The organism is Pseudomonas taiwanensis (genome assembly GCF_013393345.1).
In the GTDB taxonomy this organism is placed as follows: domain Bacteria; phylum Pseudomonadota; class Gammaproteobacteria; order Pseudomonadales; family Pseudomonadaceae; genus Metapseudomonas; species Metapseudomonas resinovorans_C.
The window spans coordinates 165,851-186,994 of sequence record NZ_QJRF01000077.1 but is presented as its reverse complement, the minus strand read 5'-3'; the positions used below and the strand labels follow the sequence as shown (position 1 = coordinate 186,994).

Here is a 21,144-nt window from a genome sequence, read left to right as displayed (position 1 = left end):
AGGCAAACGGCCTGGACGCATGGCTAGCGCCCAGGCCGGGGCGGTCAGGCGAATAGCTTGACCACTTCACCGGAGGTGACCGGGTGGCCATGGCGGTTCGACGGGTTGTGTCCGCCCATGCCGCGAACCGGCGTCACGTTGACGTGCCTGGCCTGGGCGCGCAGGGCACCCACGGTGCAGTTCTCGCGGCCGAGGATGGCGAACGGGTCGAAGCGGAACTCGCGCATCGCGTTGAGGTGGGTGGTCTTGTCGATCATCTCCTTGGGCAGGTGCTTGATTGCCCCCCAGACGGTTTCCGGCGAATTCGGCCAGACGCAGTCCGAATGCGGGTAGTCGCACTCCCAGGCAACCATGTCCATGTTCAGGAAGTCGGTGCTGTGCAGGCCGAACTGGTCGTCGATGAAGCAGGTCAGCACATTGCGCTTGAACAGTTCGCTGGGTAGCAACTCGCCGAAGTCGGCGTTGGTCCAGGCATGGTGGTGCTTGTAGACGAAATCGGCGCGTTCCAATAGGTAGGGAATCCAGCCGATTCCACCCTCGGCCAGCGACAGCCGCAGATCGGGGAACTTCTTGAACACCGGCGAGAACAGCCAGTCGGCAGCGGCCCCGGAGATGGCCATGGGCATGGTCACGATCCAGGCGTCGATCGGCGAGTCCATCGACGAGTGCGGCGCCTGATTGCCGGAGCCGATGTGGCTGCTGATGACGATGCGCTCCTCGACGGCCGCCTGCCACAGCGGGTCCCAGTAGCCCAGGTGGATGCTCGGCAGGCCGACGGCCGCTGGGTTATCCGGGAAGGTCACGGTGCGGCAGCCCTTGGCCGCCACGCGCTTGAGCTCGGCCACGCAGGCCTGAACGTCCCACAACGGAAGGATCGCCAGCGGGATGAAGCGGCCAGGGGCGGCGGCGCACCACTCGTCGATATGCCAGTCGTTGTAGGCTTGCACGATGGCCAGAGCGGCCTGCTTGTCGCTGGAGGCGATCAGCCGGTTACCGGCGAAGTGCGGGAAGGTCGGGAAGCAAATCGAGGCCAGCACACCATCGGCGTTCATGTCCTCCACGCGCTTGGCCACGTCGAAAGTGCCACGGCGGATCTGGCTGTAGGCGGTCGGTTCCATGCCGTACTCTTCCGGCGGGCGGCCGACCACGGCGTTGAGGCCGAAGTTAGGGATCACCTGGCCGTCGTAGACCCAGGTATCGGCGCCTTTGTCGTCGGTCACCAGGCGCGGCGCGACATCCCTGTACTTGGCCGGCAGGTGCTTGTCGAACAGGTTCGGCGGTTCGATGACGTGATCATCGACGCTGATCAGAATGAGATCGTTCATGTCCATGGTCGTACCCTCTTGTTGTTGTCGCTGGACTCAGTCGCGGGCGCCTTCGAGCAGGCCCTTGAGGTTGCTGTGCATGATCTTCTTGGTATCGGCGTCGGACAGGTTCGCGATGTCCTTGAAGAAGTCCAGCGGGCGCTTGAGGCCCTCCGGGTGCGGCCAGTCGCTGCCGAATAGCACGCGATCGGCGCCGAGCAGTTCGATTACCTTGTCCACCGGGTCCTCGTAGAAGGGCGCCAGGAACACGTGTTCGCGGAAGCTCTCCACCGGGTCGCGCTTGAACGATTTGGGCATCTTCGAATAGACGTGCTCGAAGCGCTTGAGCAGCGGCTCCAGCCACGCCGAGCCATTCTCTAGCACCGCCACGCGTACGTCGGGGAAGCGGTCGAACACGCCATGGCAGACCAGTGCCGACAGCGAGTCGGCGATCGGCCGGCCCATCCAGTCGAGCATCTCGTTGAACGGATCCTTTTCGAACGGGCGGAATTCGCCCTGGCCACCGGCGGTCCACCAGCGGTAGATGCGGTTGTAGCCGGAGTCGGAGACGTGGTGGATGACGAAGATCTTCGACTCGTTGATGCGCGCCCAGAATGGGTCGAACTCCTTGAAACCGTGGGAGCGGCTGCCACGGATACCGGCCACCGGAGCGGGGCGGATCAGCACGCAGCGGGCGCCGGCGGCGAGCAAGAAGTCCAGTTCCTTGCAGGCGGTTTCGCAGTCAGACAGGTTGATGGCGCCAGCCGGGAACTGGCGGCCGTTGCCGAAACCGTATTCCTCGGCGACCCACTGGTTGAGCGAGTGGAACAGCGCTTGGATGGCTTCCGGCTTGTGCTCCAGGCGTTCCTCGATGACCGAGGCCAGAGTCGGCAGAATGATGGCCGCGTGGATGCCCTCCTGGTCCATCACTTTTAGGTGCTCGGCACCGTTGTGAAAAGCGGGGCGAGAGGGAATCGGGGCGCCGCCGTACTCGCGCAGGGATAGTCCCTTGGGGTTGTTGCCGCGGTACCAGCCCTCGTGGGAACCGATATCGGCGACATACTCGAAGGTCGGGTTGGGGATGTAGTCGGAGATCACGCCGCCCACCGCCAGTTTGGTGCGGCCGTTGATCTGTACGTACTGGAAGTCGTTGCGGAACTGCTTGGGCAGGTGGCGCAGGAAGGCGTCCGGTGTTTCGTAGTAATGCTGGTCGCAGTCGTAGATCGGGTAGTCGATAGTGCTCACGCGCTGATCCTCGGTTGTTGTGGTTGGGTCGAAGGCCCGCAGCCATTACATTCCGACGGATTCTCGCGGCTCTTGATTTAGATCAATAAATGAATATCTGTCAGTTATTTGTTTGTGAGCCGAAAAAGAAGAACCGGCCACAAGGGCCGGTTCTCTGATCCGGAGGGAAGCCTTCAGAGGCGTTCGAGTACCACGGCAATGCCCTGGCCGCCGCCGATGCACATGGTTACCAGGGCGTAGCGTCCGCCAGTGCGTTGCAACTCGTAGATGGCCTTGATGGCGATGATGGCGCCGGTGGCGCCTATCGGGTGGCCAAGGGAGATGCCCGAGCCATTGGGATTGACCCTGGTTGGGTCCAGGCCCAGTTCGCGGGTGACGGCACATGCCTGGGCGGCGAAGGCTTCGTTTGCTTCGATCAGGTCAAGGTCGGCAATGCTGAGGCCAGCGCGTTCCAGTGCCTGGCGCGAGGCCGGCACCGGGCCGATGCCCATCTGCAACGGGTCCACCCCGGCATGGCCATACGAGAGGATGCGAGCCAACGGCTTGATGCCTCGGCGCTCGGCGGTGGCGCGCTCCATCAGCACGAGCGCGGCGGCACCATCGTTCAGTCCGGAAGCGTTGCCAGCAGTGACGCTGCCGAACTGACGATCAAATACAGGTTTCAACTTGGTGAAGTCGTCCGGCGAAGCATCGCGGCGCACGTGCTCGTCGGTGTCGAACTGCACCGTACCTTTTCGGGCTTTCAGGGTGATCGGCAGGATCTGCTCGCGGAAGTGACCCTGCTCAATGGCAAGGGCTGCTCGACGATGGGACTCCAGTGCCAGGGCGTCCTGCTCCTCGCGGGAGATGCTGTGGGCTTTGCCGACATTCTCCGCGGTGATTCCCATGTGAACATTGTGGAAAGGGTCGGTGAGCGCGCCGGTAAGCATGTCGGTCAGCTTTACATCACCCATGCGCGCTCCAAATCGATTGGTAGCGCTGGAGTAGGGTGCGCGGCTCATATTCTCCGCGCCGCCGGCCACAGCGACCTTGCTGTCGCCAAGGAGGATGCCCTGAGCAGCGCTAATGATCGCCTGCAGGCCCGAACCGCACAGGCGGTTCAGCGTCAGGGCAGGAACCTGATGGCCGATTCCAGCCTGCATGGCCACTACCCGGCTGAGGTACATGTCCCGGGCTTCGCTGTGGATCACGTTGCCGAACACCACATGGTCTACTTCTTCGCCAGATACGCCGGCTCGACGCAGGGCTTCCTCTGTCACCAGGGCGCCCAGTTCCGTTGGCGGTAGGTCTTTCAGGCTGCCGCCGAAATCCCCGATCGCAGTGCGAACCCCGCTGACGATTACCACTTCATGCTCGCTCATCTTCGTTCCTCATGCTTGGCGTCATGCTGTAAAGATAACTACTAGTCAGTTATTATTTCGCATTCGCCGTTGGCATTGCCAGCGCCGAGGCTTGCAACCCACGCCACTTGAACAAGAACAATGAGGGCATCGTGATGAAGGTTGTGTTGAATCCCGGGATACTGCTGATGAATCGTCTGAGCTTCGCCATGAAGTTCAGCCTGATCAGCGCCCTGTTCTTCGTGCCTTTGTTGGGCACCAACTACTACCTGGTGCGTGATGCCCAGCGCCAGTGGAGCGACGCCAGCGCCTTGCTGGGTAGCCTGCCGCTGGTGGAGCAGGCTCTCGAACTGCAGTACCAACTGGACCAGCTGAAGGACCTCACCCTGATTCGAGTGCGGGTCAGCCAGGTGAACAAGAACAGTGATATCGATCAACGCATTCGTGCGGCCGAGGCTCGTGCGGTGGAACTGGCGCAACGACTTGAATGGAGCGGCGCAGATCTCGAGCAGGCGGGCATGTTCGGGCAGAAGCGAGATGAGCTGCGGGAAGGGTTGCAGCGTTTGGCCGGGGCTGATGGCGGTGCTCCTAAAATGGAGCTCGCAGGTCAGCTGGCCAAGCGTTGCGAGCTGTTCCTGATCTACCTGGTAGCTCAGGTCGGTCTCAGCCAGGATCCGCAGCCACTTGTGCGCCAGGTGGCCGAGTTGGTCAGCATCACCGCACCAAAGGCGATGCAACTTCTGAACAGTGCCCGTGCGCAGGGCGCGGCGGCGCTAGGCCAGGGCTTCCTCAGTTCCAACGACACCATTCTGCTCGACAACTTGGTGGTCGAACTGGGGCAGCTGGGTGGTGAGTACGGACTCAAGACCGAGGATTTGTTGGCGAGCGCCAAGGGCTACCAGGATCTCGCTCACGCGGTAGGTGAGAGTCTCAATGGCCTGACCGGCGCCCGTATGCTGGTGGATGAGCAAGTCCTGAATGCCGCAGAACTGAAGACGCCGTGGACATCCTTCTTCGACCAAATGGCCGGGTTCAGCCAGGCCAGTCAGCGCCTAGGTGTAATTGCGCTAAATGTCCTTGGCGAAGAGCTCGAGGCGCGCGTCGCCGAGGCCCGTCGGCAAATGACATTGCTGCTGGCAACTTTGGCGGCGATCTTCTTGCTGATCCTCTACCTCTATAGTGCCTTCTACCTCTCTACTCGTGGCGTTCTCGGCCAGTTGGGGAGGGTCATGCACAAGGTGGCGGCCGGTGACATGACGGCAAGCTTCCATGGCGACAGCCGCGACGAATTGGCTGACTTGGGAACGATCTTCAACGGCACTGTGGGGCAGATCCAGGACCTAATCCGCCGAGTCAGTGGTGTTGCCCTGCAGGTCGGTCAGCAGACCGAGTTGGTGCAGTCAGTCTCGGCCGCCAGCTCTCGAGCCGTGGCTGAGCAACGTGGCCAGCTCGAACAGGTTGCTGCGGCCATGAACCAACTGTCCGCCACGGCCCAGGAAGTGGCACGTAGCGCCGTGGCCGCTGCTGACTGTGCCCGCAGCGCCAATGACGAGACTGTGCGCGGGCGTGGCATGGTTCGTCGTCAGGTAGAGAACATCCAGGCCTTGGCGGGGGAGATCGACAAGTCGATGTTGGTCATCAATCAGCTGGCTGCCGACAGCAATGCCATAGGCCAGGTGCTGGACGTGATCAAGAGCATCGCCGAACAGACCAATCTGCTGGCACTCAATGCCGCTATCGAGGCGGCGCGAGCGGGAGAGCAGGGGCGTGGATTCGCGGTGGTGGCGGACGAAGTGCGTACTCTCGCCCAGCGCACTCAGCAGTCCACCACCGAGATCGAGCAGATGATCGTCAACCTGCGTAACCGGGTTGGTGCAACGGTCAAGGCCATGGGCGAGAGCCACCAGATGGCCGGGGCAACCGCCAGTCAGGCCGACCATGTGGAGGCGGCGCTGGACAACATCCTTGGCGCCATCGGCACCATTGTCGACCAGAGCCAGCAGATCGCTGCGGCGGCCGAGCAGCAGACTGCGGTGTCCCAGGACATCGACAAGAACCTGGTGGGGATCAGTCAGGTGGGCGAACGAACTGCCAAGGACGCAGCCCGTGCCGAGCAAGCCAGTGAGGAATTGCTCGGACAAGTGGGGAATCTTCAACAGGTGATCGGAACTTTCCGCATCTGATGACTCACGTGACGCCTCCGCGCCCTCGGCTTGTCTGTGATGTGGCGGACGCAGAAGCCCAAAACAGGATCCAACTGATGAGCGAAACTTCGGCTCCCGCTGCACTGTCCCTGCCACCCTTGCTGTTCGCCAACATGGCCTGCACCATGGCCGTGGTCTCGTTCGTCTCCCTGGCCGGTCCGATCTCGCGCCTGCTCGGCCTGCAACCCTGGCAGGCGGGCTTTGCCGTCACCCTGGGTGGCATCCTGTGGATGCTGCTGGCCCGGTTCTGGGGCGCGATGGCCGACCGCCACGGACGCCGGCATACCCTGCTGCTGGGCGCAGCAGGCGTGATTTTGGCGTACTGGAGCATGTGCGCGGTCATCGTTCTGTCGCTGCGCCTGCTGCCTCCGGCGTTACTGGCATTCATCGGGCTGGTGCTCACCCGGGGCGCGGTCGGTGCTTTCTATTCTGCGATCCCTACCACGGCCCAGGCCCTGATCGCCGATCACTACGCCCCGGCCGAACGGGCCGGAGCATTGGCGGCTCTGGGCGCCTCCGGCGCCTTCGGCATGGTGGCTGGCCCGGCCCTGGCTGGCCTGCTGGCGCAATCCAACCTGACCTTGCCGCTTTATGTCACCGCGTTGCTGCCTGTAATCGGCTTTTTTGCCCTGTGGTACACCTTGCCGCGTCATGAGCACCCGCGCCACCGCAGCAAGGTGTCTCTGCGCTTGGCCGATCCTCGCTTGCGCCGGGCCATGACGGTCTGTCTGGTCGTGGTGAGTGCCATAGGTGCCGCGCAGATGACCGCGGGTTTCTATGCCCTTGACCGCTTGCACCTAGAGCCGGTTTCCGCAGCCAGGGCCGCCAGCCTCGCGCTGACGCTGACCGGTATCGCTATGATCCTGGCGCAATTGCTGGTGCGTCGCCTAGGCTGGTCGGCGCAGCGGCTCATCCGCATCGGCGGCTTGGTTGCGGCGGCAGGTTTTTTCATGACCGCTCTGACTTCTTCGGCCATGTTGCTTGCTGTCAGCTTCTTTATTTCCGCCCTAGGCATGGGCTGGTTGTTCCCGGCCTTCGCGGCCCTGGCGACGAATGCGGTGGAGCCTCACGAACAGGGGGCAGCGGCGGGTTCGATCGGGGTAATGCAGGGGCTTGGCATCGTGGTCGGCCCATTGGCCGGGACGCTGCTGCTCGGCATCGGCTCAACAGTACCGTTCTGGGTACTGGCGGTACTGCTGGCAGGCACGGCACTCTGGCCGTCCGGGACTAAGCCGGTGCGGGACTGAAGGTGGTAAAAGCGGAGGGGGCAAGCCATCCATGAATAACGGATGGCTTTGCCGGCTTGGTGCGAGAAGGTCAGTTTCTGCTCTTGAACGACAAGCGGAAACGATGCAGCAGTGGTTCGGTATAGCCGCTGGATTGCGCGCAACCTTCGAAGACCAGCGCGCAAGCGGCCTGGAAGGCAACGGAAGAGTCGAAGTCCGGCGCCATGGGCCTGTAATTCGGGTCGCTAGCGTTCTGCTGGTCAACCACCTTGGCCATGCGCTGTAGCACTTCAAGAACCTGGTCGCGGCTGACCACGCCATGGCGTAACCAGTTGGCCATGTGCTGGCTGGAGATGCGCAGGGTGGCGCGGTCTTCCATCAGGCCCACGTCGTGGATGTCCGGCACCTTGGAGCAGCCGACCCCTTGCTCCACCCAGCGCACTACATAGCCGAGCAGGCCCTGGGCATTGTTCTCCAGTTCCTCGCGTATGGCATCGATGCTCCAGTCGGGCTTCTCGGCCACCGGCACCGTCAGTAGGCCGGTGAGCAACCCTTCGCGTTCGGTGGCGAGATCGATGCGCTCCAGCTCCTGCTGCACCTCCTGCACATCCACCTGGTGGTAATGCAAGGCGTGTAGGGTAGCCGCGGTTGGAGAGGGCACCCAGGCGGTGTTGGCGCCGGCCTTGGGATGGGCGATCTTCTGCGCCAGCATGGCCGCCATCAGGTCCGGCATGGCCCACATGCCCTTGCCGATCTGCGCGCGGCCGCGCAGGCCGCAGGCCAGGCCTACCAGCACGTTATTGCGCTCATAGGCCTGAATCCAGGCGGTGGATTTCATATCGCCCTTGCGCAGCATGGGGCCAGCTTCCATGGCGGTGTGCATCTCGTCGCCGGTGCGGTCGAGGAAACCGGTGTTGATGAAGGCCACTCGCGCCGAGGCGGCGGCGATACAGGCCTGGAGGTTGACGCTGGTGCGCCGCTCCTCGTCCATGATGCCCATCTTCAAGGTGTGGCGCGGCAAGCCCAGCAGGTCTTCGACACGGCCGAAGAGTTCATCGGCGAAGGCCACTTCAGCCGGGCCGTGCATCTTCGGCTTGACGATGTAGATGGAGCCGCGCCGCGAGTTGCGACGGACCTTCAGGTCATGCAGGGAGGCGAGGGTGGTGATTACGCCGTCGAGGATGCCTTCGGGAACTTCGTGGCCTTCGCCATCGAGGATGGCCGGGTTGGTCATCAGGTGGCCGACATTGCGCACGAACATCAGCGAGCGACCCGGCAGGCTCCGGGCCGTGCCATCGGCGGCGGTGTAGCTGCGGTCGACGTTCAGGCGACGGGTGAAAGACTTGCCGCCCTTGCTGACTTCCTCGGTGAGGTCGCCCTTCATCAGGCCCAGCCAGTTGCGGTAGACCTGCACCTTGTCTGCCGCATCCACTGCGGCCACCGAATCCTCGCAATCCATGATGGCGCTGAGGGCGGCCTCCAGCAGCACATCCTTGACCCCGGCGGCATCGGTCTTGCCGATCGGGTGGTTGGCGTCGATCTGGATTTCGAAGTGCAGCCCATTGTTCTTCAGCAGGATGGCGCTGGGTACGTCGGCCGAACCCTGATAGCCGATGAAACGCTCGGGATCGCGCAGTCCGCTCTGGCGATCCCCCAGGCTGACGAGCAGCCGACCGCCGTCCACCCGATAGCCGCTGGCCTCGGCATGGGAGCCTTCGGCCAGCGGCGCAGCCTGGTCGAGGAAGGTGCGGGCAAAAGCGATCACTCGCTCGCCGCGAATCGGGTTGTAGCCGGCACCTTTCTCCGCACCGCCGTCCTCGGGGATGGCATCGGTGCCGTAGAGTGCATCGTAGAGCGAGCCCCAGCGTGCGTTGGCGGCGTTCAGCGCGTAGCGCGGGTTGGACATGGGTACGACCAGCTGTGGACCGGCCTGTACGGCCAGTTCCGGGTCGACGTTGGTGGTCGCGGCCTGCACCTTCGCTGGTTGCTCCACCAGATAGCCGATCTCGCCGAGGAAGGCTCGATAGGCTGCCATATCATGGATCGGGCCTGGGTTGGCTCGGTGCCAGTTGTCCAGTTCGCTTTGCAGGCGGTCACGTTCGGCCAGGAGGGCGCGGTTCTTTGGCGCCAGATCATGAACCAGGGCATCGAGGTCCCGCCAGAAGGTTTCCTGGTCCAGGCCGGTACCCGGCAGCGCTTCGTTGTCGATGAAGGCGGCCAGTTCGGTAGCCACCTGCAGGCGGTGGCGCTTCACGTGTTCGGTCATGCTGTATCTCCGTTGAAAGTCAGGCCAGGCACCGGGCGCCGGCATGGGCGATCTGGGCATCCTGGTCGGCCTTGACGCCGGACACACCAACGGCGCCGACTACCTGGCCGTCCACCAGTACGGGTACGCCGCCTTCCAATGAGGTGAGCAAAGGTGCGGAGAGGAAGGCGCTGCGCCCGCCGTTGACCAAGTCCTCGTAGCTCTTGGATTCGCGGCGGCCGAGGGCGGCGGTGCGGGCCTTTTCAGTGGCAATGTAGGCGCCAATTGGCGCGCAGCCGTCAAGGCGCTCCAGGGCCAGCGGATGACCACCGTCATCGACGACGGCTATGGACACCTTCCACTGATTGGCTTCGGCCTCGGTGCGGGCGGCCGCGAGAATGCGGGCGACTTCGGTCTGGCTCAGGATGGCTTTGTGCTGCATGGCTAATCCTCAAATTGAGTTCGCAGGTAGATTCGATCTGGGTAGGAGCGAGCTTGCTCGCGAAGTTGTTCTGGGTCGTTCGCGAGAAGGCTCGCTCCTGCAGGTGTCAGTGCATGGCCTCGTCCACCAGCTCGATCCAGTGCCGCACTGAAGTGCGGCCGGCGCCGTCCAGGTGCGTCTGGCAGCCGATGTTGGCGGTGGCGATGACCTGGGGCTGGCCGCTTTCCAGGGCGTTGAGCTTGTTGTCGCGCAGTTGCCGGGACAGTTCCGGCTGGGTGATGGAGTAGGTACCGGCTGAGCCGCAGCAGAGGTGCCCGTCGGGTACCGGCGTCAGGTGGAAGCCCAGCCGACTGAGTACGCCTTCCACCGCGCCGCCGAGCTTCTGCGCGTGCTGCAGGGTGCAGGGGCAGTGGAAGGCCAGGCGCAGGTCACCGCGGATACCGAGACTTTCCAGCGGCGCATCGCGCAATACTTCCACCAGGTCTTTCGCCAGTTGGGCGACGCGCTCGGCCTTGGCGGCGTAGTGCGGGTCATCCTTCAGTAGATGGCCGTAATCCTTGACGAAGGCGCCGCAGCCGCTGGCGGTCTGGATGATGGCCTCGGCACCGGACTCGATGGCCGGCCACCAGGCGTCGATATTGCGCCGGGCGCGGTCGAGGCCGGCGTCCTGGGCGTTCAGGTGATAGTCCACAGCGCCGCAGCAACCCGCTTCACGCGCTGGCTCGACGCTAATACCCAGGCGGTCCAGCACCCGGGCGGCGGCGGCATTGGTGTTGGGGGAAAGCCCCGGTTGCACGCAGCCTTCGAGCATCAGCACGTGGCGAGCGTGGCGGACGGCAGGGCGTGGGCGGGCCGGGCGAACCTCACGCGGCAGCTTGGCCTTGAGTGCCTCCGGCAGCAGCGGACGGAAGGCGTTTCCGGTGTGCACCATTGCCTTGAACAGTCCAGCGTGGGGCACCACTGCGCGCAGGCCGGCGCGCAGCATGCGCTCGGTAAAGGGGCGCGGCACATGTTCTTCGACCACCGCGCGGCCGATATCCAGCAGGTTGTGGTACTGCACGCCGGAGGGGCAGGTGGTCTCGCAATTGCGGCAGGTCAGGCAGCGGTCCAGGTGCTGCAGGGTGCTGGCACTGGGTTTATGGCCCTCCAGCACCTGCTTCATCAGGTAGATGCGTCCGCGCGGACCGTCCAGCTCGTCGCCCAGCAGCTGATAGGTGGGGCAGGTGGCATTGCAGAAGCCGCAGTGCACGCAACTGCGCAGGATGGCTTCGGCTTCTTCGCCGCGCGGCAGGGCGCGGGCCTGTTCACTCAGATGGGTTTGCATATTCGGCCTCAGACTTCCGCGTACATCCGCCCGGGGTTAAAGATCCCCTGCGGGTCCAGTTGCGCCTTGAGCTGGCGGTGATAGCGCAGCAGCGCCACCGGCAGCGGCTGGAAAGGGCTGTCGCAAGAGTCGAAACAGGTGGCGTGGCCGCCGTTGCGGCTCACGACTGCGCGGATTTCCTCAGCGGGAGCTTCGGACTTGAGCCAGCGCTGGGCACCGCCCCAATCCACCAGTTGGGCGCCGGACAGGTCCAGAGCCGGCGTGTCGTTGGGCAGGGAAATGCGCCAGAGCGGACGGCTATCGCTGAAAAAGGGCAGGCGCTGCTCCTTGAGGTCCTCCCAGAAACCCGGCTCTACGCTTTCGCAGCCAAGTCGGTCGTGGGCGGCGGCCACCGAGCCTTCGCCGCCCTCCAGGCGCAGGTGCAGGAACTCACCGTCATGGCAGGCGGCGCTGATGGGCAACGGCTGCTGACCCCATTCGGCGAGCCGGCGCAGGGCATCCGCCACGTCCACCGCCAGGCGCAAGTTGGCCACGGCGCGTGGCTTGGGCAGGACCTTGAGGGAGACCTCCGTGAGCACGCCGAGGCAGCCGAAGCTGCCGGCCATCAGGCGCGACAGGTCGTATCCGGCGACGTTCTTCATCACCTCGCCACCGAAGCGCAGGTGCTTGCCGCCACCGGAGATCACCCGGGTGCCGAGGACGAAATCGCGCACCGATCCCGCCCAGGGCCGGCGCGGGCCGGACAGCCCGGCGGCGACCATGCCGCCCACAGTCGCGTTGCTACCCAGGTGAGGTGGTTCGCAGGCCAGCAGCTGACCTTGCTCGTCCAGTGCCTGCTCCAGCTCTGCCAGTGGCGTGCCGGCGCGCACCGTCACCACCAGCTCGGTGGGGTCGTAGGTGACGATACCCCGGTGCGCGCGAGTCTCCAGCAGGTCGCCAGTCACCGCGCGGCCGAGGTTCGCCTTGCTGCCACCGCCCTGGATGCGCAGCGGTTCACGTCGGGCGAGGGCATCGTTGACCTGCTCCAGCAACCAGGCGCTGGCATCGAAGGATGTCTGGCTCATCAGAAGCGCTCCAGTTCGGGAAAGGGCAGTTGGCCGTGGTGCACGTGCATGGCGCCGAACTCGGCGCAGCGGTGCAGGGTGGGGATGTTCTTGCCGGGGTTGAGCAGGCCCGTCGGGTCGAAGGCCGCTTTCACGCCGTGGAAGAGGGTCAGTTCGTCGGCGTTGAACTGGGCGCACATCTGGTTGATCTTCTCGCGCCCCACGCCGTGTTCGCCGGTGATGCTGCCGCCCACCGCGACACAGAGCTCGAGGATCTTGCCGCCCAGGGCCTCGGCCCGCTCCAGCTCGCCGGGCTGGTTGGCGTCGAAGAGGATCAGCGGGTGCATGTTGCCGTCGCCGGCATGGAAGACGTTGGCCACCCGCAGGCCGTACTCGGCCGAGAGATCGGTGATGCCGCGCAGCACGCCGGGTAGCTCGCGGCGGGGAATGGTGCCGTCCATGCAGTAGTAGTCCGGGGAGATGCGGCCCACCGCCGGGAAGGCATTCTTGCGCCCGGCCCAGAAGCGCACGCGCTCGGCTTCGTCGCGGGCCAGGCGCACTTCGGTGGCGCCGGCTTGCTCCAGCACCTGGCGCACCCGCTCGCAGTCGTCGTGGACGTCCGCTTCCACGCCGTCAAGCTCGCAGAGCAGGATGGCCTCGGCGTCCACTGGGTAGCCGGCATGGATGAAGTCCTCGGCGGCACGGATAGCGAGGTTGTCCATCATCTCCAGGCCGCCGGGGATAATGCCGGCGGCGATGATGTCGCCCACCGCGCGGCCGGCTTTCTCCACCGAATCGAAGGCCGCCAGCAGCACCCTGGCTACCTGGGGCTTGGGCAGCAGCTTGACCGTGACTTCGGTGACCACACCGAGCATGCCCTCCGAACCGGTGAACAGTGCCAGGAGGTCGAAGCCGGGACTGTCCAAAGCATCGGAGCCCAGGGTCAGACGCTCGCCTTCCACCGTGAGGATGTCCACCTTGAGCAGGTTGTGCACGGTCAGGCCGTACTTCAAGCAATGCACACCGCCGGCGTTTTCCGCGACGTTGCCGCCGATGGAGCAGGCGATCTGCGAAGACGGATCCGGCGCGTAATAGAGGTCGAAGGGCGCTGCTGCCTGGGAGATGGCCAGGTTGCGCACGCCAGGCTGGACGCGGGCGAAGCGCCCGGCCGGATTCACTTCCAGGATGCGGTTGAAGCGCGCCATCACCAGCAGGATGCCCTGTTCCAGCGGCAGGGCGCCGCCGGAGAGACCGGTGCCGGCGCCACGAGCCACCACCGGCACTCGGAGTTCATGGCAGAGCTTCAGGAGTTGCTCCACCTGTTCGATGCGCTCAGGCAGTACGACCAGCATGGGCGTGGTGCGATAGGCGGAGAGCCCGTCGCACTCGTAGGGCTTGAGGTCTTCCTCTCGGTGGAGGATATCGAGGTCGGGCAGGCGTTCGCGCAGTTCGGTCAGCAGCGCGGCTTTGTCGACCTTCGGCAGCGCGCCGTCGACGCGCTCGTCGTAGAGGATGTTCATGGCAGGCTCATCGGTCTTGTTGTTGTGGCGCCAGCGTTTGCGGGGGCGTTTGTAGAACCATCATTGGTCCCGCTTCAGCTGGCCGTCCATTGGTCTATCAACTGGTCCTACCAGTTTCTGTGGCGAATAGAGCTAACGTGGTTCATTGCTTCTAATGCGGCCTCTATGCTGTAGGGAGTTTCGTACAAGCCTTGAAATGGTGTTTAACAACTGGTCCTACCAGTTTAAGGAGAGGCCAATGTCGGGCGAAAAGACTGACGAACGCCGACAGGTCGCCGATGTGGTGGCCGAACGCATCGAGCAATTGATCGTCGATGGCGTGCTCAAAAGCGGCCAGTCGCTGCCTTCCGAGCGACGCCTGTGCGACAAGCTGGGCATTTCCCGCTCGGCGCTGCGCGAGGGGCTGAAGGTGTTGCGTGGGCGCGGGATCATCGAAACCCGCCAGGGCAGTGGCTCCTATGTGGCTGAGCTGACCGGGCCACGCGATGCCAGCCCGCTGATGCACCTGTTCAGCTCCCAGCCGCGCACCCTCTACGACCTGCTGGAAGTGCGCGCTCTGCTGGAGGGCGAATCCGCCAGGTTGGCCGCGCTGCGCGGTACTCAGGCAGACTTCGTGCTGATTACCCGACGCTACGAGGAAATGCTTGCGGCCCATGCTGCTCCGGAGGGCCTGGACTCCCAAGAACATGCACGCCTCGACCACGCCTTCCATCTGGCGGTGTGCGAGGCCTCCCATAACCCGGTGCTGGTGCACACCCTGAAATCGCTGACCGACCTGATGTTGAGCTCGGTGTTTGCCTCGGTTAACAACCTCTACCACCGGCCGCTCAGCCTGAAACAGCTGGATCGCCAGCACTCCCGTCTCTACCACGCAGTGACCGAGCGCTTGCCCGACCAGGCTCAGCGCGCGGCCCGCGATCACATCCACGGCATTCGCGACAGCCTCAAGGAGATCGAGCAGGAAGAGCAGCGGTTGGTGCGGGCGACCCTGCGCCTCGAAGGCTGGGCTTGAGCGCGATCTGCTGCGGCGGGCTTCCATGTTCGCCAAGGATGGGAGTGTCACTGGAGGTCTTTCTCTGCTCGTAATGCCATAAAAAAGGGCATGGATTGTGACCATGCCCTGTCGCTAGCGAAGTCCGCACCGGATCAGTCGCGGACGCCCTCCAGCAAACCTTTCAAGTTGGTGCTCATGACACGCTGAGCCTGGGCATCGCTGAGATCCTCGATGTCCTTGAAGAAGTCCCACGGGTGGCTCAGGCCTTCCGGGTGCGGCCAGTCGCTGCCGAAGAGCACGCGGTTGTCACCCATGATCTCGCAGATACGCAGCACCGGGTCCTCGTAGAACGGCGAGATGAAAACGTGCTTCTTGAAGCTTTCCACCGGGTCTTGTTTGAAGGCCTTTGGCATCTTCTTGTAGTTCATCGCCAGACGTTCCAGCAGCGGCTCCAGCCAGGAGCTGCCGTTCTCCAGCGAGGCCACGCGCACGTCCGGGAAACGGTCGAAGACGCCGTGGCAGACCAGCGAGGTCAGAGTGTCGGAGATGGCGCGACCCATCCAGTCCAGGGTCTCGGCAAAGGGATCCTTCTCGAAGGGACGGAATTCGCCCTTGCCGCCAGCGGTCCACCAGCGGTTGATCTTGTCGTAGCCGGAGTCGGAGACGTGCAGCATGACGAAGATCTTCGCCTCGTTGACCCTGGCCCAGAATGGGTCGAACTCCGGCATGCCCGGAGCGCGTCCCTCCATCGGGTCTTTGGTGCCGGCGACTGGGGCAGGGCGGATACCTACGACACGAGCACCGTGCTTCAGCACGTACTCCAGCTCTTCGACGGCGCGATCGACATCGAACAGGTTGATCATCGGCACCGGGAACAGTCGATTTTCGCGGGCGAAACCGCAGCCCTCGGCCAGCCAGCGGTTGGAAGCGTGCATCAGGGCGGCGATCACATCCGGCTTGTCAGCCAGGCGTTCTTCAATCACCGAGGCCAAGGTGGGAATGAACAATGCGGCATGAATCTTCTGCTCGTCCATCACCTTCAGGTGTGCGGCACCATCGAAGAAGGCCGGGTCCGAAGGTATCGGCTCGCCACCGATTTCACGCAGCGACAGGCCTTCGGGGTTCTCTCCGCGGTACCACTTCTCGTGTGCACCCGGCGCAGCCACCACATCAAAGGTCGGGTTGGGGATGTAGTCGCTGATCACACCACCGACGGCCAGTTTGGTTCGGCCGTTGACCTGCACGTACTGGAACTCCTTGCGGTATTCCTTGGGCAGGTGGGTCAGGAAGGCCTCCGGCGGCTCGTAAAAGTGCCGGTCGACATCGTAGATCGGGTAATTGACGTTACGCATCATGACCTCTGTGATCGGTCTGGTTGATTAGTGAAACTGACTGTATGTTAGTTATAGGTGTGCGTCAAGATGGCTGGAATTGGCGCGTATCAAGATTTGCTAACTGACGTATTGTCATTGACATGGCCGGTGGCCAGGAGAAACGAAGCATGAGCGAAGCATTGACTGGAAAGGTGGCGGTGGTAGTCGGCGGCAGCAGCGGTATAGGCCTGGCGACTGTGGTTGAACTGCTGCGAGCAGGGTGTGCCGTGCGCGCCACGGGAGTTTCCCTGGCAGAAATAGAAGCCTGTCGCGCGGACTCCGAGCTTGCTGGCGCCGTGTTCGATCTGCTCGACGTACGCGACAGTGGGGCGGTGACGCGCTACTTCGCCGAACTCGAGCGTCTGGATATCCTGGTTAACTCTGCCGGTATCGGTCGCGGTGCAGCGGAGTTCGAGGAGGAGGGTTTCCTGCAAACGGTGGAGATTAACCTCAATGGTTCCATGCGCTGCTGTTATGCCGCCCGCGAGTTGCTGGCGCGAGATGGCGGCGCCATCGTCAACCTGGCCTCTGTTATGAGCTTCTTCGGTAGCCCTACTGCGCCGGCCTACTCCGTCAGCAAAGGGGGCGTGGTCCAGTTGACCCGCAGCCTGGCGGTGGCCTGGGGCAAGGAGGGTATCCGGGTCAACGCCGTGGCGCCGGGCTGGACCGACACCCCGATGACTCGCGGTATCCAGGAGCATGCCTCCGAGCGTAATGCGCGGGTGCTCGCGCGGACGCCTCTGGGGCGCTGGGCCCGGCCGGAGGAGATCGCGGCATGCATCCTGTTCCTGGTGTCGCCCGCAGCATCGTTCGTCACCGGCCATGTGTTGGCGGCGGATGGGGGATACATGGCAAACGGTTTATGAGCCCAAGGCCCGGCATTAGTCGGGCCTTTTCTTTTCCGGCCCGGTCGTTCTCCGGGACTGCCTTTCACATCTCCACCAACTCCTGCATCCGTCTCTTTGCTTCCCTACGGATAGGCTGACGCGTTCTCAATCCTGTTGCCCGGGGTTGAAGCACCGCATAGCCTTCCCCTCTAGTCCGGCGTGCCGGATCAAAGGAAATTCAATATGAGATAAATTGACAGTATGTTGTCAATGTGGAAAAGAGGTGTCATAGTTTGAGCAAGACGTCCGAAACGAGTGGTGCAGTGACGTTCGACCATTCGGTCCACAGCGAGCAGGGTGCCCGCCTGGCCGAATTGGTTGATGAGGTGCTGCGTCTGCATGGTCGGGTGATGAGTGCGAGGAAGCCGGCGGCGCTGGGTAGTTCTGCCCAGACCATCGTCCTGGCTTCGGTGGTCCTGGCGCAGGAGCCGCCAACCGTGGCGCGAATTGCGCGCAGTCTGGGCTATAGCCGCCAGGCGGTGCAGCGGGTGGCCGATGTGCTGGTGGAGGACGGGCATGTCCTCTACGTGGACAACCCTCATCACAAGACCTCCAAGCAGTTGGTGCCCACCGACAAGGGGCGCCACGCCTACGCAGAGGCTAACCGGGAAAGCGCGGAGTGGACCGAGCGCATCTCCCGTGGGCTGGAAGTCGTGGAGTTGGAACAGACGCTGAGCGTGCTGAGGCAAATACGCCGGAACCTCGAACTGGACAAAGAGCAGTCCGCAGGAGGGCCGGCATAACAACAAGAACCAGGTAAACGGGAGGTAGGTCGATGTTCGCGACAACGAGCAATTCACGCCGCTCCGCCAATCGGGCGGTGTGGGTAGTCAGGGAGCGAACCAGATGACTTCGACCCTTCCCGATTTCGACGGGCTTCTCGACTGGGCGGCCCTGGCTCCCTGGATCGAGTTAGCAGGCCTGCCTGGTAGTGGTCCGGTGACAGAAGTCACCCAGCTCACCGGTGGCTCGCAGAACAATCTGTTCCTTATGCAGCGCGGCGACGCCCGCTTCGTGCTGCGTCGCCCGCCGCGTCATCTGCGCGCCAACAGCAACGAGACCATGGCGCGAGAAGCTCGTGTCTTGGCGGCGATCGCAGGCAGCGCCGTGCCCCACCCACGCCTGCTGGCGGCCAGTACCGATGGCACGGTGATGGGCGTCAACTTCTATGCGATGGAGCCCCTGGAGGGTTTTTCTCCGGCGGGCCAACTGCAGGGACTTTATGCCACGAATGCCAGCTGGCGTCGGCGCATGGGGGAGGAGTTCGTCAGCGCCGCTGCTGCCCTGGGTGGGCTGGACTATCAGGCTCTCGGCCTCGAAAACTTCGGCCGACCCAATGATTGGCACGGTCGCCAGGTGGAGCGCTGGCGCTCGCAACTGGACGGTTACCGAGACACCCCCGGTTACAGCGAGACCTCTCTGCCCCATGTCGACGAGGTGGGTCGCTGGCTTTCCGACAATGTCCCCGCGGACGGCCGCATCGGCATTATCCACGGCGACTTTCAGTGGCCCAACGTCATGTTCTCTCTGGAGGCCCCCCGAATTTCCGGGCTGATCGACTGGGAGCTATCCACCCTTGGCGATCCGCTGCTGGATCTGGCTTGGGTGCTGACCTCATGGCGCGAGCCGGGTGACCCCGAGGGTGGTGCCGGCGCCAAGCCGGTGGTGGAGCCTTGGGATGGTTTCATGAGCCGCGCTGAGCTGATCGGCCTCTACGGCGAACTGAGCGGCCGTTCCATGACCAGCATGCCGTGGTTCTTCGTGCTGGCCTGCTACAAGCTCGCCTGTTTGCTCGAAGGCACCTATGCGCGCTCGCTGATCGGCAAGGCCCCCAAGGAAATGGGCGCTTATCTGCACGACTACGCCACCTGGCTGATGGCCAAGGCCCGACAACTCATCGCAGCCGCCTGACGCGGCCCGCCGAAACTGCCTGGAGAATGACAGATGTGGGACTTTTCCACCGACCCCGAATTTCAAGCCAAGCTGGACTGGATCGACCGATTCCTGCGTGAGGAGGTGGAGCCGCTGGATGTGCTCTATCCCTCGGTTAGCGTGGTCTATGACACTCGCCACGAAAAATCCCGCGCGATCCTCAGGCCCTTACAAGAGAAGGTACGCCAGCAGAAGCTCTGGGCCTGCCACCTCGATCCACATCTGGGTGGGGAGGGCTATGGCCAGCTCAAGCTGGCGCTGATGAATGAGCGCCTGGGCAGATCCCTCTGGGCGCCCACGGTTTTCGGTACCGCCGCGCCGGATACCGGCAACGCCGAAATTCTTGCCATGTTCGGCACCCCCGAGCAGAAGGCACGCTACCTGCAGCCTCTGCTGGATGGCGACATCGTCTCCTGCTTCTCGATGACCGAGCCTCAGGGCGGTGCGGATCCTCGGGTGTTCACCACTACCGCCGTGCGCGATGGCGAACACTGGGTGATCAATGGCGAGAAGTGGTACTCCTCCAATGCCCGTTACGCCGAGTTCATCCTAGTGCTGGCGGTGACCGCACCGGACGCGCCGATCCAGAACCGCATGTCCATGTTTATCGTGCCGCGTGAGACCCCGGGCCTGGAAATCATCCGCAACGTGCCGCACATGGGCGAGCGCCTGGAGCAGGATGAGGCCACCGAAGGCTACCTGCGTTACGACAATGTGCGGGTGCCGCTGGACCATATGCTCGGCGAAATCGGTGGCGGATTCGCGGTGGCTCAGGCACGTCTTGGCGGAGGCCGCATTCACCATGCCATGCGCACCGTCGGCCAGTGCCAGCGCGCGCTGGACATGATGTGCGAGCGCGCCCTCAGCCGATACACCCAGGGCACCCTCTTGGCGGAGAAGGGCACGGTGCAGGCCATGCTCGCCGACACTCAGATCGAGCTGGAGCAGTTCCGCCTTCTGGTACTCAAGACCGCCTGGATAATCGACAACAGCCACGGCGATCCGCGCAAGGCGCGCGCCCATATCGCCATGGTCAAAGTGGCGATGGCGAAGATCTACTACGAGATCGTCCGTCGCGCCATCCATCTGCACGGCTCACTCGGTGCAACCTTCGAAACGCCCCTGGCCTACATGTGGAACAACGTGCCCACCATGGGGCTGGCCGATGGTCCGACCGAGGTGCACCAGATCACCGTCGCCCGCGAACTGCTGCGCAATTACAAGGCCGCCGAGGGGCTGTTCCCCTCCGAGCACTTGCCGCCGAAGATCGCCGCTGCGCGCGTGCGCTATTCCCACATCCTGGGAGAGCAATGATGAGCGACAAGCTGTTCGACCTGACCGGCAAGGTCATTCTAGTCACCGGGGGTAGCCGAGGGCTGGGCTATCAGATGGTCAAGGCATTCGCCGAGCGCGATGCCGACCTGATCATCGCCAGCCGCAAGCTGGACGCCTGCGAAACCGTAGCCGAGGAAGTGCGGGCGCTGGGCCGGCGTGCCATGGCCGTAGCTTGCCACGTGGGCAAGTGGGCGGAAGTGGAGCGCCTGGTGGATGTGGTCTACGCCGAATTCGGTCGAATCGACGTGCTGGTGAACAACGCCGGCATGTCTCCGGCGGTGCCCAGCCACGAAGTGACCGAGGAGCTTTTCGACAAGGTCCTCGGCCTCAACTTCAAGGGTCCCTTCCGTCTGAGCGCGCTGGTAGCCCAGCGCATGGCGGCGGGAGAGGGTGGTTCCATCATCAATATCAGCAGCACGGGTGGCATCCGTCCCTCTCCGCAGATAGTGCCCTACGCCGGCGCTAAGGCCGCGCTTAACGCAATGACCGTCGGCCTAGCCCAGGAATATGGGCCCACGGTACGGGTGAACACCATCTCCGCCGGCCCATTCCTTACGGATATCGCCAAGGCCTGGACCGAGGACATGCGCCAGAGCTGCGCCAATGCGCTGGGTCGACCGGGCCAGCCCGAGGAGATCATTACTACCGCGCTCTACCTTGCCAGCCCCTACTCCACCTACACCACCAGTTCGCTGATCAAGGTGGATGGCGGCTTGCCATAGGAAAGGTG

At 63.7% G+C, this 21,144-nt stretch carries 17 protein-coding genes and 1 pseudogene; 9 read left to right on the top strand and 9 right to left on the bottom strand.

Features of this window, described 5'->3' with window-relative positions:
* Positions 1-44: 44 nt before the first annotated feature.
* The 3 genes from DM872_RS29425 to DM872_RS29415 all read right to left on the bottom strand — a co-directional run bounded on the left by DM872_RS29425 (position 45) and on the right by DM872_RS29415 (position 3,910).
* Entirely contained in the window at positions 45-1,331 is a 1,287-nt protein-coding gene (locus DM872_RS29425; protein WP_179062687.1) for an amidohydrolase family protein, read from the bottom strand.
* Positions 1,332-1,361: 30 nt separating this feature from the next.
* A complete protein-coding gene (locus DM872_RS29420) occupies positions 1,362-2,549 on the bottom strand; it encodes an amidohydrolase family protein (protein WP_179062686.1) in 1,188 nt (395 codons plus the stop codon).
* 173 nt (positions 2,550-2,722) lie between these two features.
* Complete coding sequence (locus DM872_RS29415; RefSeq protein WP_179062685.1) at positions 2,723-3,910, bottom strand: acetyl-CoA C-acyltransferase family protein; 1,188 nt, start codon at positions 3,908-3,910, stop codon at positions 2,723-2,725.
* Between the two features lie 134 nt (positions 3,911-4,044).
* Between DM872_RS29415 and DM872_RS31020 the strand changes: the two are divergent.
* The 3 genes and pseudogenes from DM872_RS31020 to DM872_RS29405 form a co-directional block, all read left to right on the top strand.
* A pseudogene (locus DM872_RS31020) lies at positions 4,045-5,214 on the top strand (methyl-accepting chemotaxis protein); the annotation flags it as partial.
* Positions 5,215-5,358: 144 nt separating this feature from the next.
* Positions 5,359-6,072, top strand: coding sequence for a methyl-accepting chemotaxis protein (locus tag DM872_RS31015; protein ID WP_373273757.1), 714 nt, complete (start codon positions 5,359-5,361; stop codon positions 6,070-6,072).
* Between the two features lie 77 nt (positions 6,073-6,149).
* Positions 6,150-7,340 carry an MFS transporter gene (locus DM872_RS29405; RefSeq protein WP_179062683.1) on the top strand — a complete coding sequence of 397 codons (1,191 nt, stop codon included), beginning with the start codon at positions 6,150-6,152 and terminating at the stop codon, positions 7,338-7,340.
* 70 nt (positions 7,341-7,410) lie between these two features.
* On the opposite strand, the gene DM872_RS29400 is transcribed toward DM872_RS29405, so the two are convergent.
* The 5 genes from DM872_RS29400 to glcD all read right to left on the bottom strand — a co-directional run bounded on the left by DM872_RS29400 (position 7,411) and on the right by glcD (position 13,893).
* On the bottom strand, positions 7,411-9,585 hold the full coding sequence (locus tag DM872_RS29400) for a malate synthase G (RefSeq protein WP_179062682.1): 2,175 nt from the start codon (positions 9,583-9,585) through the stop codon (positions 7,411-7,413).
* Positions 9,586-9,604: 19 nt separating this feature from the next.
* The gene (locus tag DM872_RS29395) at positions 9,605-10,006 is read right to left on the bottom strand and encodes a heme-binding protein (RefSeq protein ID WP_077523261.1); all 402 of its coding nucleotides are present in this window, start codon (positions 10,004-10,006) and stop codon (positions 9,605-9,607) included.
* Positions 10,007-10,112: 106 nt separating this feature from the next.
* Positions 10,113-11,330, bottom strand: a complete 1,218-nt coding sequence (gene glcF, locus DM872_RS29390) for a glycolate oxidase subunit GlcF (RefSeq protein ID WP_077523258.1) — start codon at positions 11,328-11,330, stop codon at positions 10,113-10,115.
* Between the two features lie 8 nt (positions 11,331-11,338).
* Positions 11,339-12,394 (bottom strand): glycolate oxidase subunit GlcE, encoded by a 1,056-nt coding sequence (gene glcE, locus DM872_RS29385; protein WP_077523256.1) that lies wholly within the window; start codon positions 12,392-12,394, stop codon positions 11,339-11,341.
* The gene (gene glcD, locus DM872_RS29380; protein ID WP_179062681.1) at positions 12,394-13,893 is read right to left on the bottom strand and encodes a glycolate oxidase subunit GlcD; all 1,500 of its coding nucleotides are present in this window, start codon (positions 13,891-13,893) and stop codon (positions 12,394-12,396) included. Before glcD ends, glcE begins: the two co-directional genes overlap by 1 nt.
* A gap of 238 nt (positions 13,894-14,131) precedes the next feature.
* Here glcD and glcC point away from each other — a divergent pair, with 238 nt between their 5' ends.
* Positions 14,132-14,905, top strand: coding sequence for a transcriptional regulator GlcC (gene glcC, locus DM872_RS29375; protein ID WP_077523252.1), 774 nt, complete (start codon positions 14,132-14,134; stop codon positions 14,903-14,905).
* A gap of 134 nt (positions 14,906-15,039) precedes the next feature.
* On the opposite strand, the gene DM872_RS29370 is transcribed toward glcC, so the two are convergent.
* The gene (locus DM872_RS29370; RefSeq protein WP_179062680.1) at positions 15,040-16,239 is read right to left on the bottom strand and encodes an amidohydrolase family protein; all 1,200 of its coding nucleotides are present in this window, start codon (positions 16,237-16,239) and stop codon (positions 15,040-15,042) included.
* Positions 16,240-16,388: 149 nt separating this feature from the next.
* On the opposite strand from DM872_RS29370, the gene DM872_RS29365 reads away from it, so the two are divergent.
* The 5 genes from DM872_RS29365 (at position 16,389) to DM872_RS29345 (ending at position 21,136) form a co-directional block, all read left to right on the top strand.
* Complete coding sequence (locus DM872_RS29365) at positions 16,389-17,126, top strand: SDR family NAD(P)-dependent oxidoreductase (RefSeq protein WP_077523248.1); 738 nt, start codon at positions 16,389-16,391, stop codon at positions 17,124-17,126.
* A gap of 254 nt (positions 17,127-17,380) precedes the next feature.
* Positions 17,381-17,890, top strand: coding sequence for a MarR family winged helix-turn-helix transcriptional regulator (locus DM872_RS29360; RefSeq protein ID WP_158713771.1), 510 nt, complete (start codon positions 17,381-17,383; stop codon positions 17,888-17,890).
* 103 nt (positions 17,891-17,993) lie between these two features.
* Entirely contained in the window at positions 17,994-19,058 is a 1,065-nt protein-coding gene (locus DM872_RS29355) for a phosphotransferase family protein (RefSeq protein WP_179062679.1), read from the top strand.
* 33 nt (positions 19,059-19,091) lie between these two features.
* Positions 19,092-20,393, top strand: coding sequence for an acyl-CoA dehydrogenase family protein (locus DM872_RS29350; protein WP_179062678.1), 1,302 nt, complete (start codon positions 19,092-19,094; stop codon positions 20,391-20,393).
* On the top strand, positions 20,393-21,136 hold the full coding sequence (locus DM872_RS29345; protein ID WP_179062677.1) for an SDR family NAD(P)-dependent oxidoreductase: 744 nt from the start codon (positions 20,393-20,395) through the stop codon (positions 21,134-21,136). The genes DM872_RS29350 and DM872_RS29345 overlap by 1 nt, the downstream gene beginning before the upstream one ends.
* Positions 21,137-21,144: the final 8 nt, after the last annotated feature.

Excerpts from the sequence above, each read along its gene's own strand:
- glcE (WP_077523256.1), bottom strand. The coding sequence starts at position 12,394 with ATGAGCCAGACATCCTTCGATGCCAGCGCCTGGTTGCTGGAGCAGGTC.
- DM872_RS29405 (WP_179062683.1), top strand. The coding sequence starts at position 6,150 with ATGAGCGAAACTTCGGCTCCCGCTGCACTGTCCCTGCCACCCTTGCTG.
- DM872_RS29345 (WP_179062677.1), top strand. The coding sequence starts at position 20,393 with ATGAGCGACAAGCTGTTCGACCTGACCGGCAAGGTCATTCTAGTCACC.
- DM872_RS29395 (WP_077523261.1), bottom strand. The coding sequence starts at position 10,006 with ATGCAGCACAAAGCCATCCTGAGCCAGACCGAAGTCGCCCGCATTCTC.
- DM872_RS29355 (WP_179062679.1), top strand. The coding sequence starts at position 17,994 with ATGACTTCGACCCTTCCCGATTTCGACGGGCTTCTCGACTGGGCGGCC.
- DM872_RS29350 (WP_179062678.1), top strand. The coding sequence starts at position 19,092 with ATGTGGGACTTTTCCACCGACCCCGAATTTCAAGCCAAGCTGGACTGG.
- DM872_RS29370 (WP_179062680.1), bottom strand. The coding sequence starts at position 16,239 with ATGCGTAACGTCAATTACCCGATCTACGATGTCGACCGGCACTTTTAC.
- DM872_RS29365 (WP_077523248.1), top strand. The coding sequence starts at position 16,389 with ATGAGCGAAGCATTGACTGGAAAGGTGGCGGTGGTAGTCGGCGGCAGC.
- DM872_RS31015 (WP_373273757.1), top strand. The coding sequence starts at position 5,359 with ATGAACCAACTGTCCGCCACGGCCCAGGAAGTGGCACGTAGCGCCGTG.
- glcF (WP_077523258.1), bottom strand. The coding sequence starts at position 11,330 with ATGCAAACCCATCTGAGTGAACAGGCCCGCGCCCTGCCGCGCGGCGAA.
- DM872_RS29425 (WP_179062687.1), bottom strand. The coding sequence starts at position 1,331 with ATGGACATGAACGATCTCATTCTGATCAGCGTCGATGATCACGTCATC.
- DM872_RS29400 (WP_179062682.1), bottom strand. The coding sequence starts at position 9,585 with ATGACCGAACACGTGAAGCGCCACCGCCTGCAGGTGGCTACCGAACTG.
- DM872_RS29415 (WP_179062685.1), bottom strand. The coding sequence starts at position 3,910 with ATGAGCGAGCATGAAGTGGTAATCGTCAGCGGGGTTCGCACTGCGATC.
- glcC (WP_077523252.1), top strand. The coding sequence starts at position 14,132 with ATGTCGGGCGAAAAGACTGACGAACGCCGACAGGTCGCCGATGTGGTG.
- glcD (WP_179062681.1), bottom strand. The coding sequence starts at position 13,893 with ATGAACATCCTCTACGACGAGCGCGTCGACGGCGCGCTGCCGAAGGTC.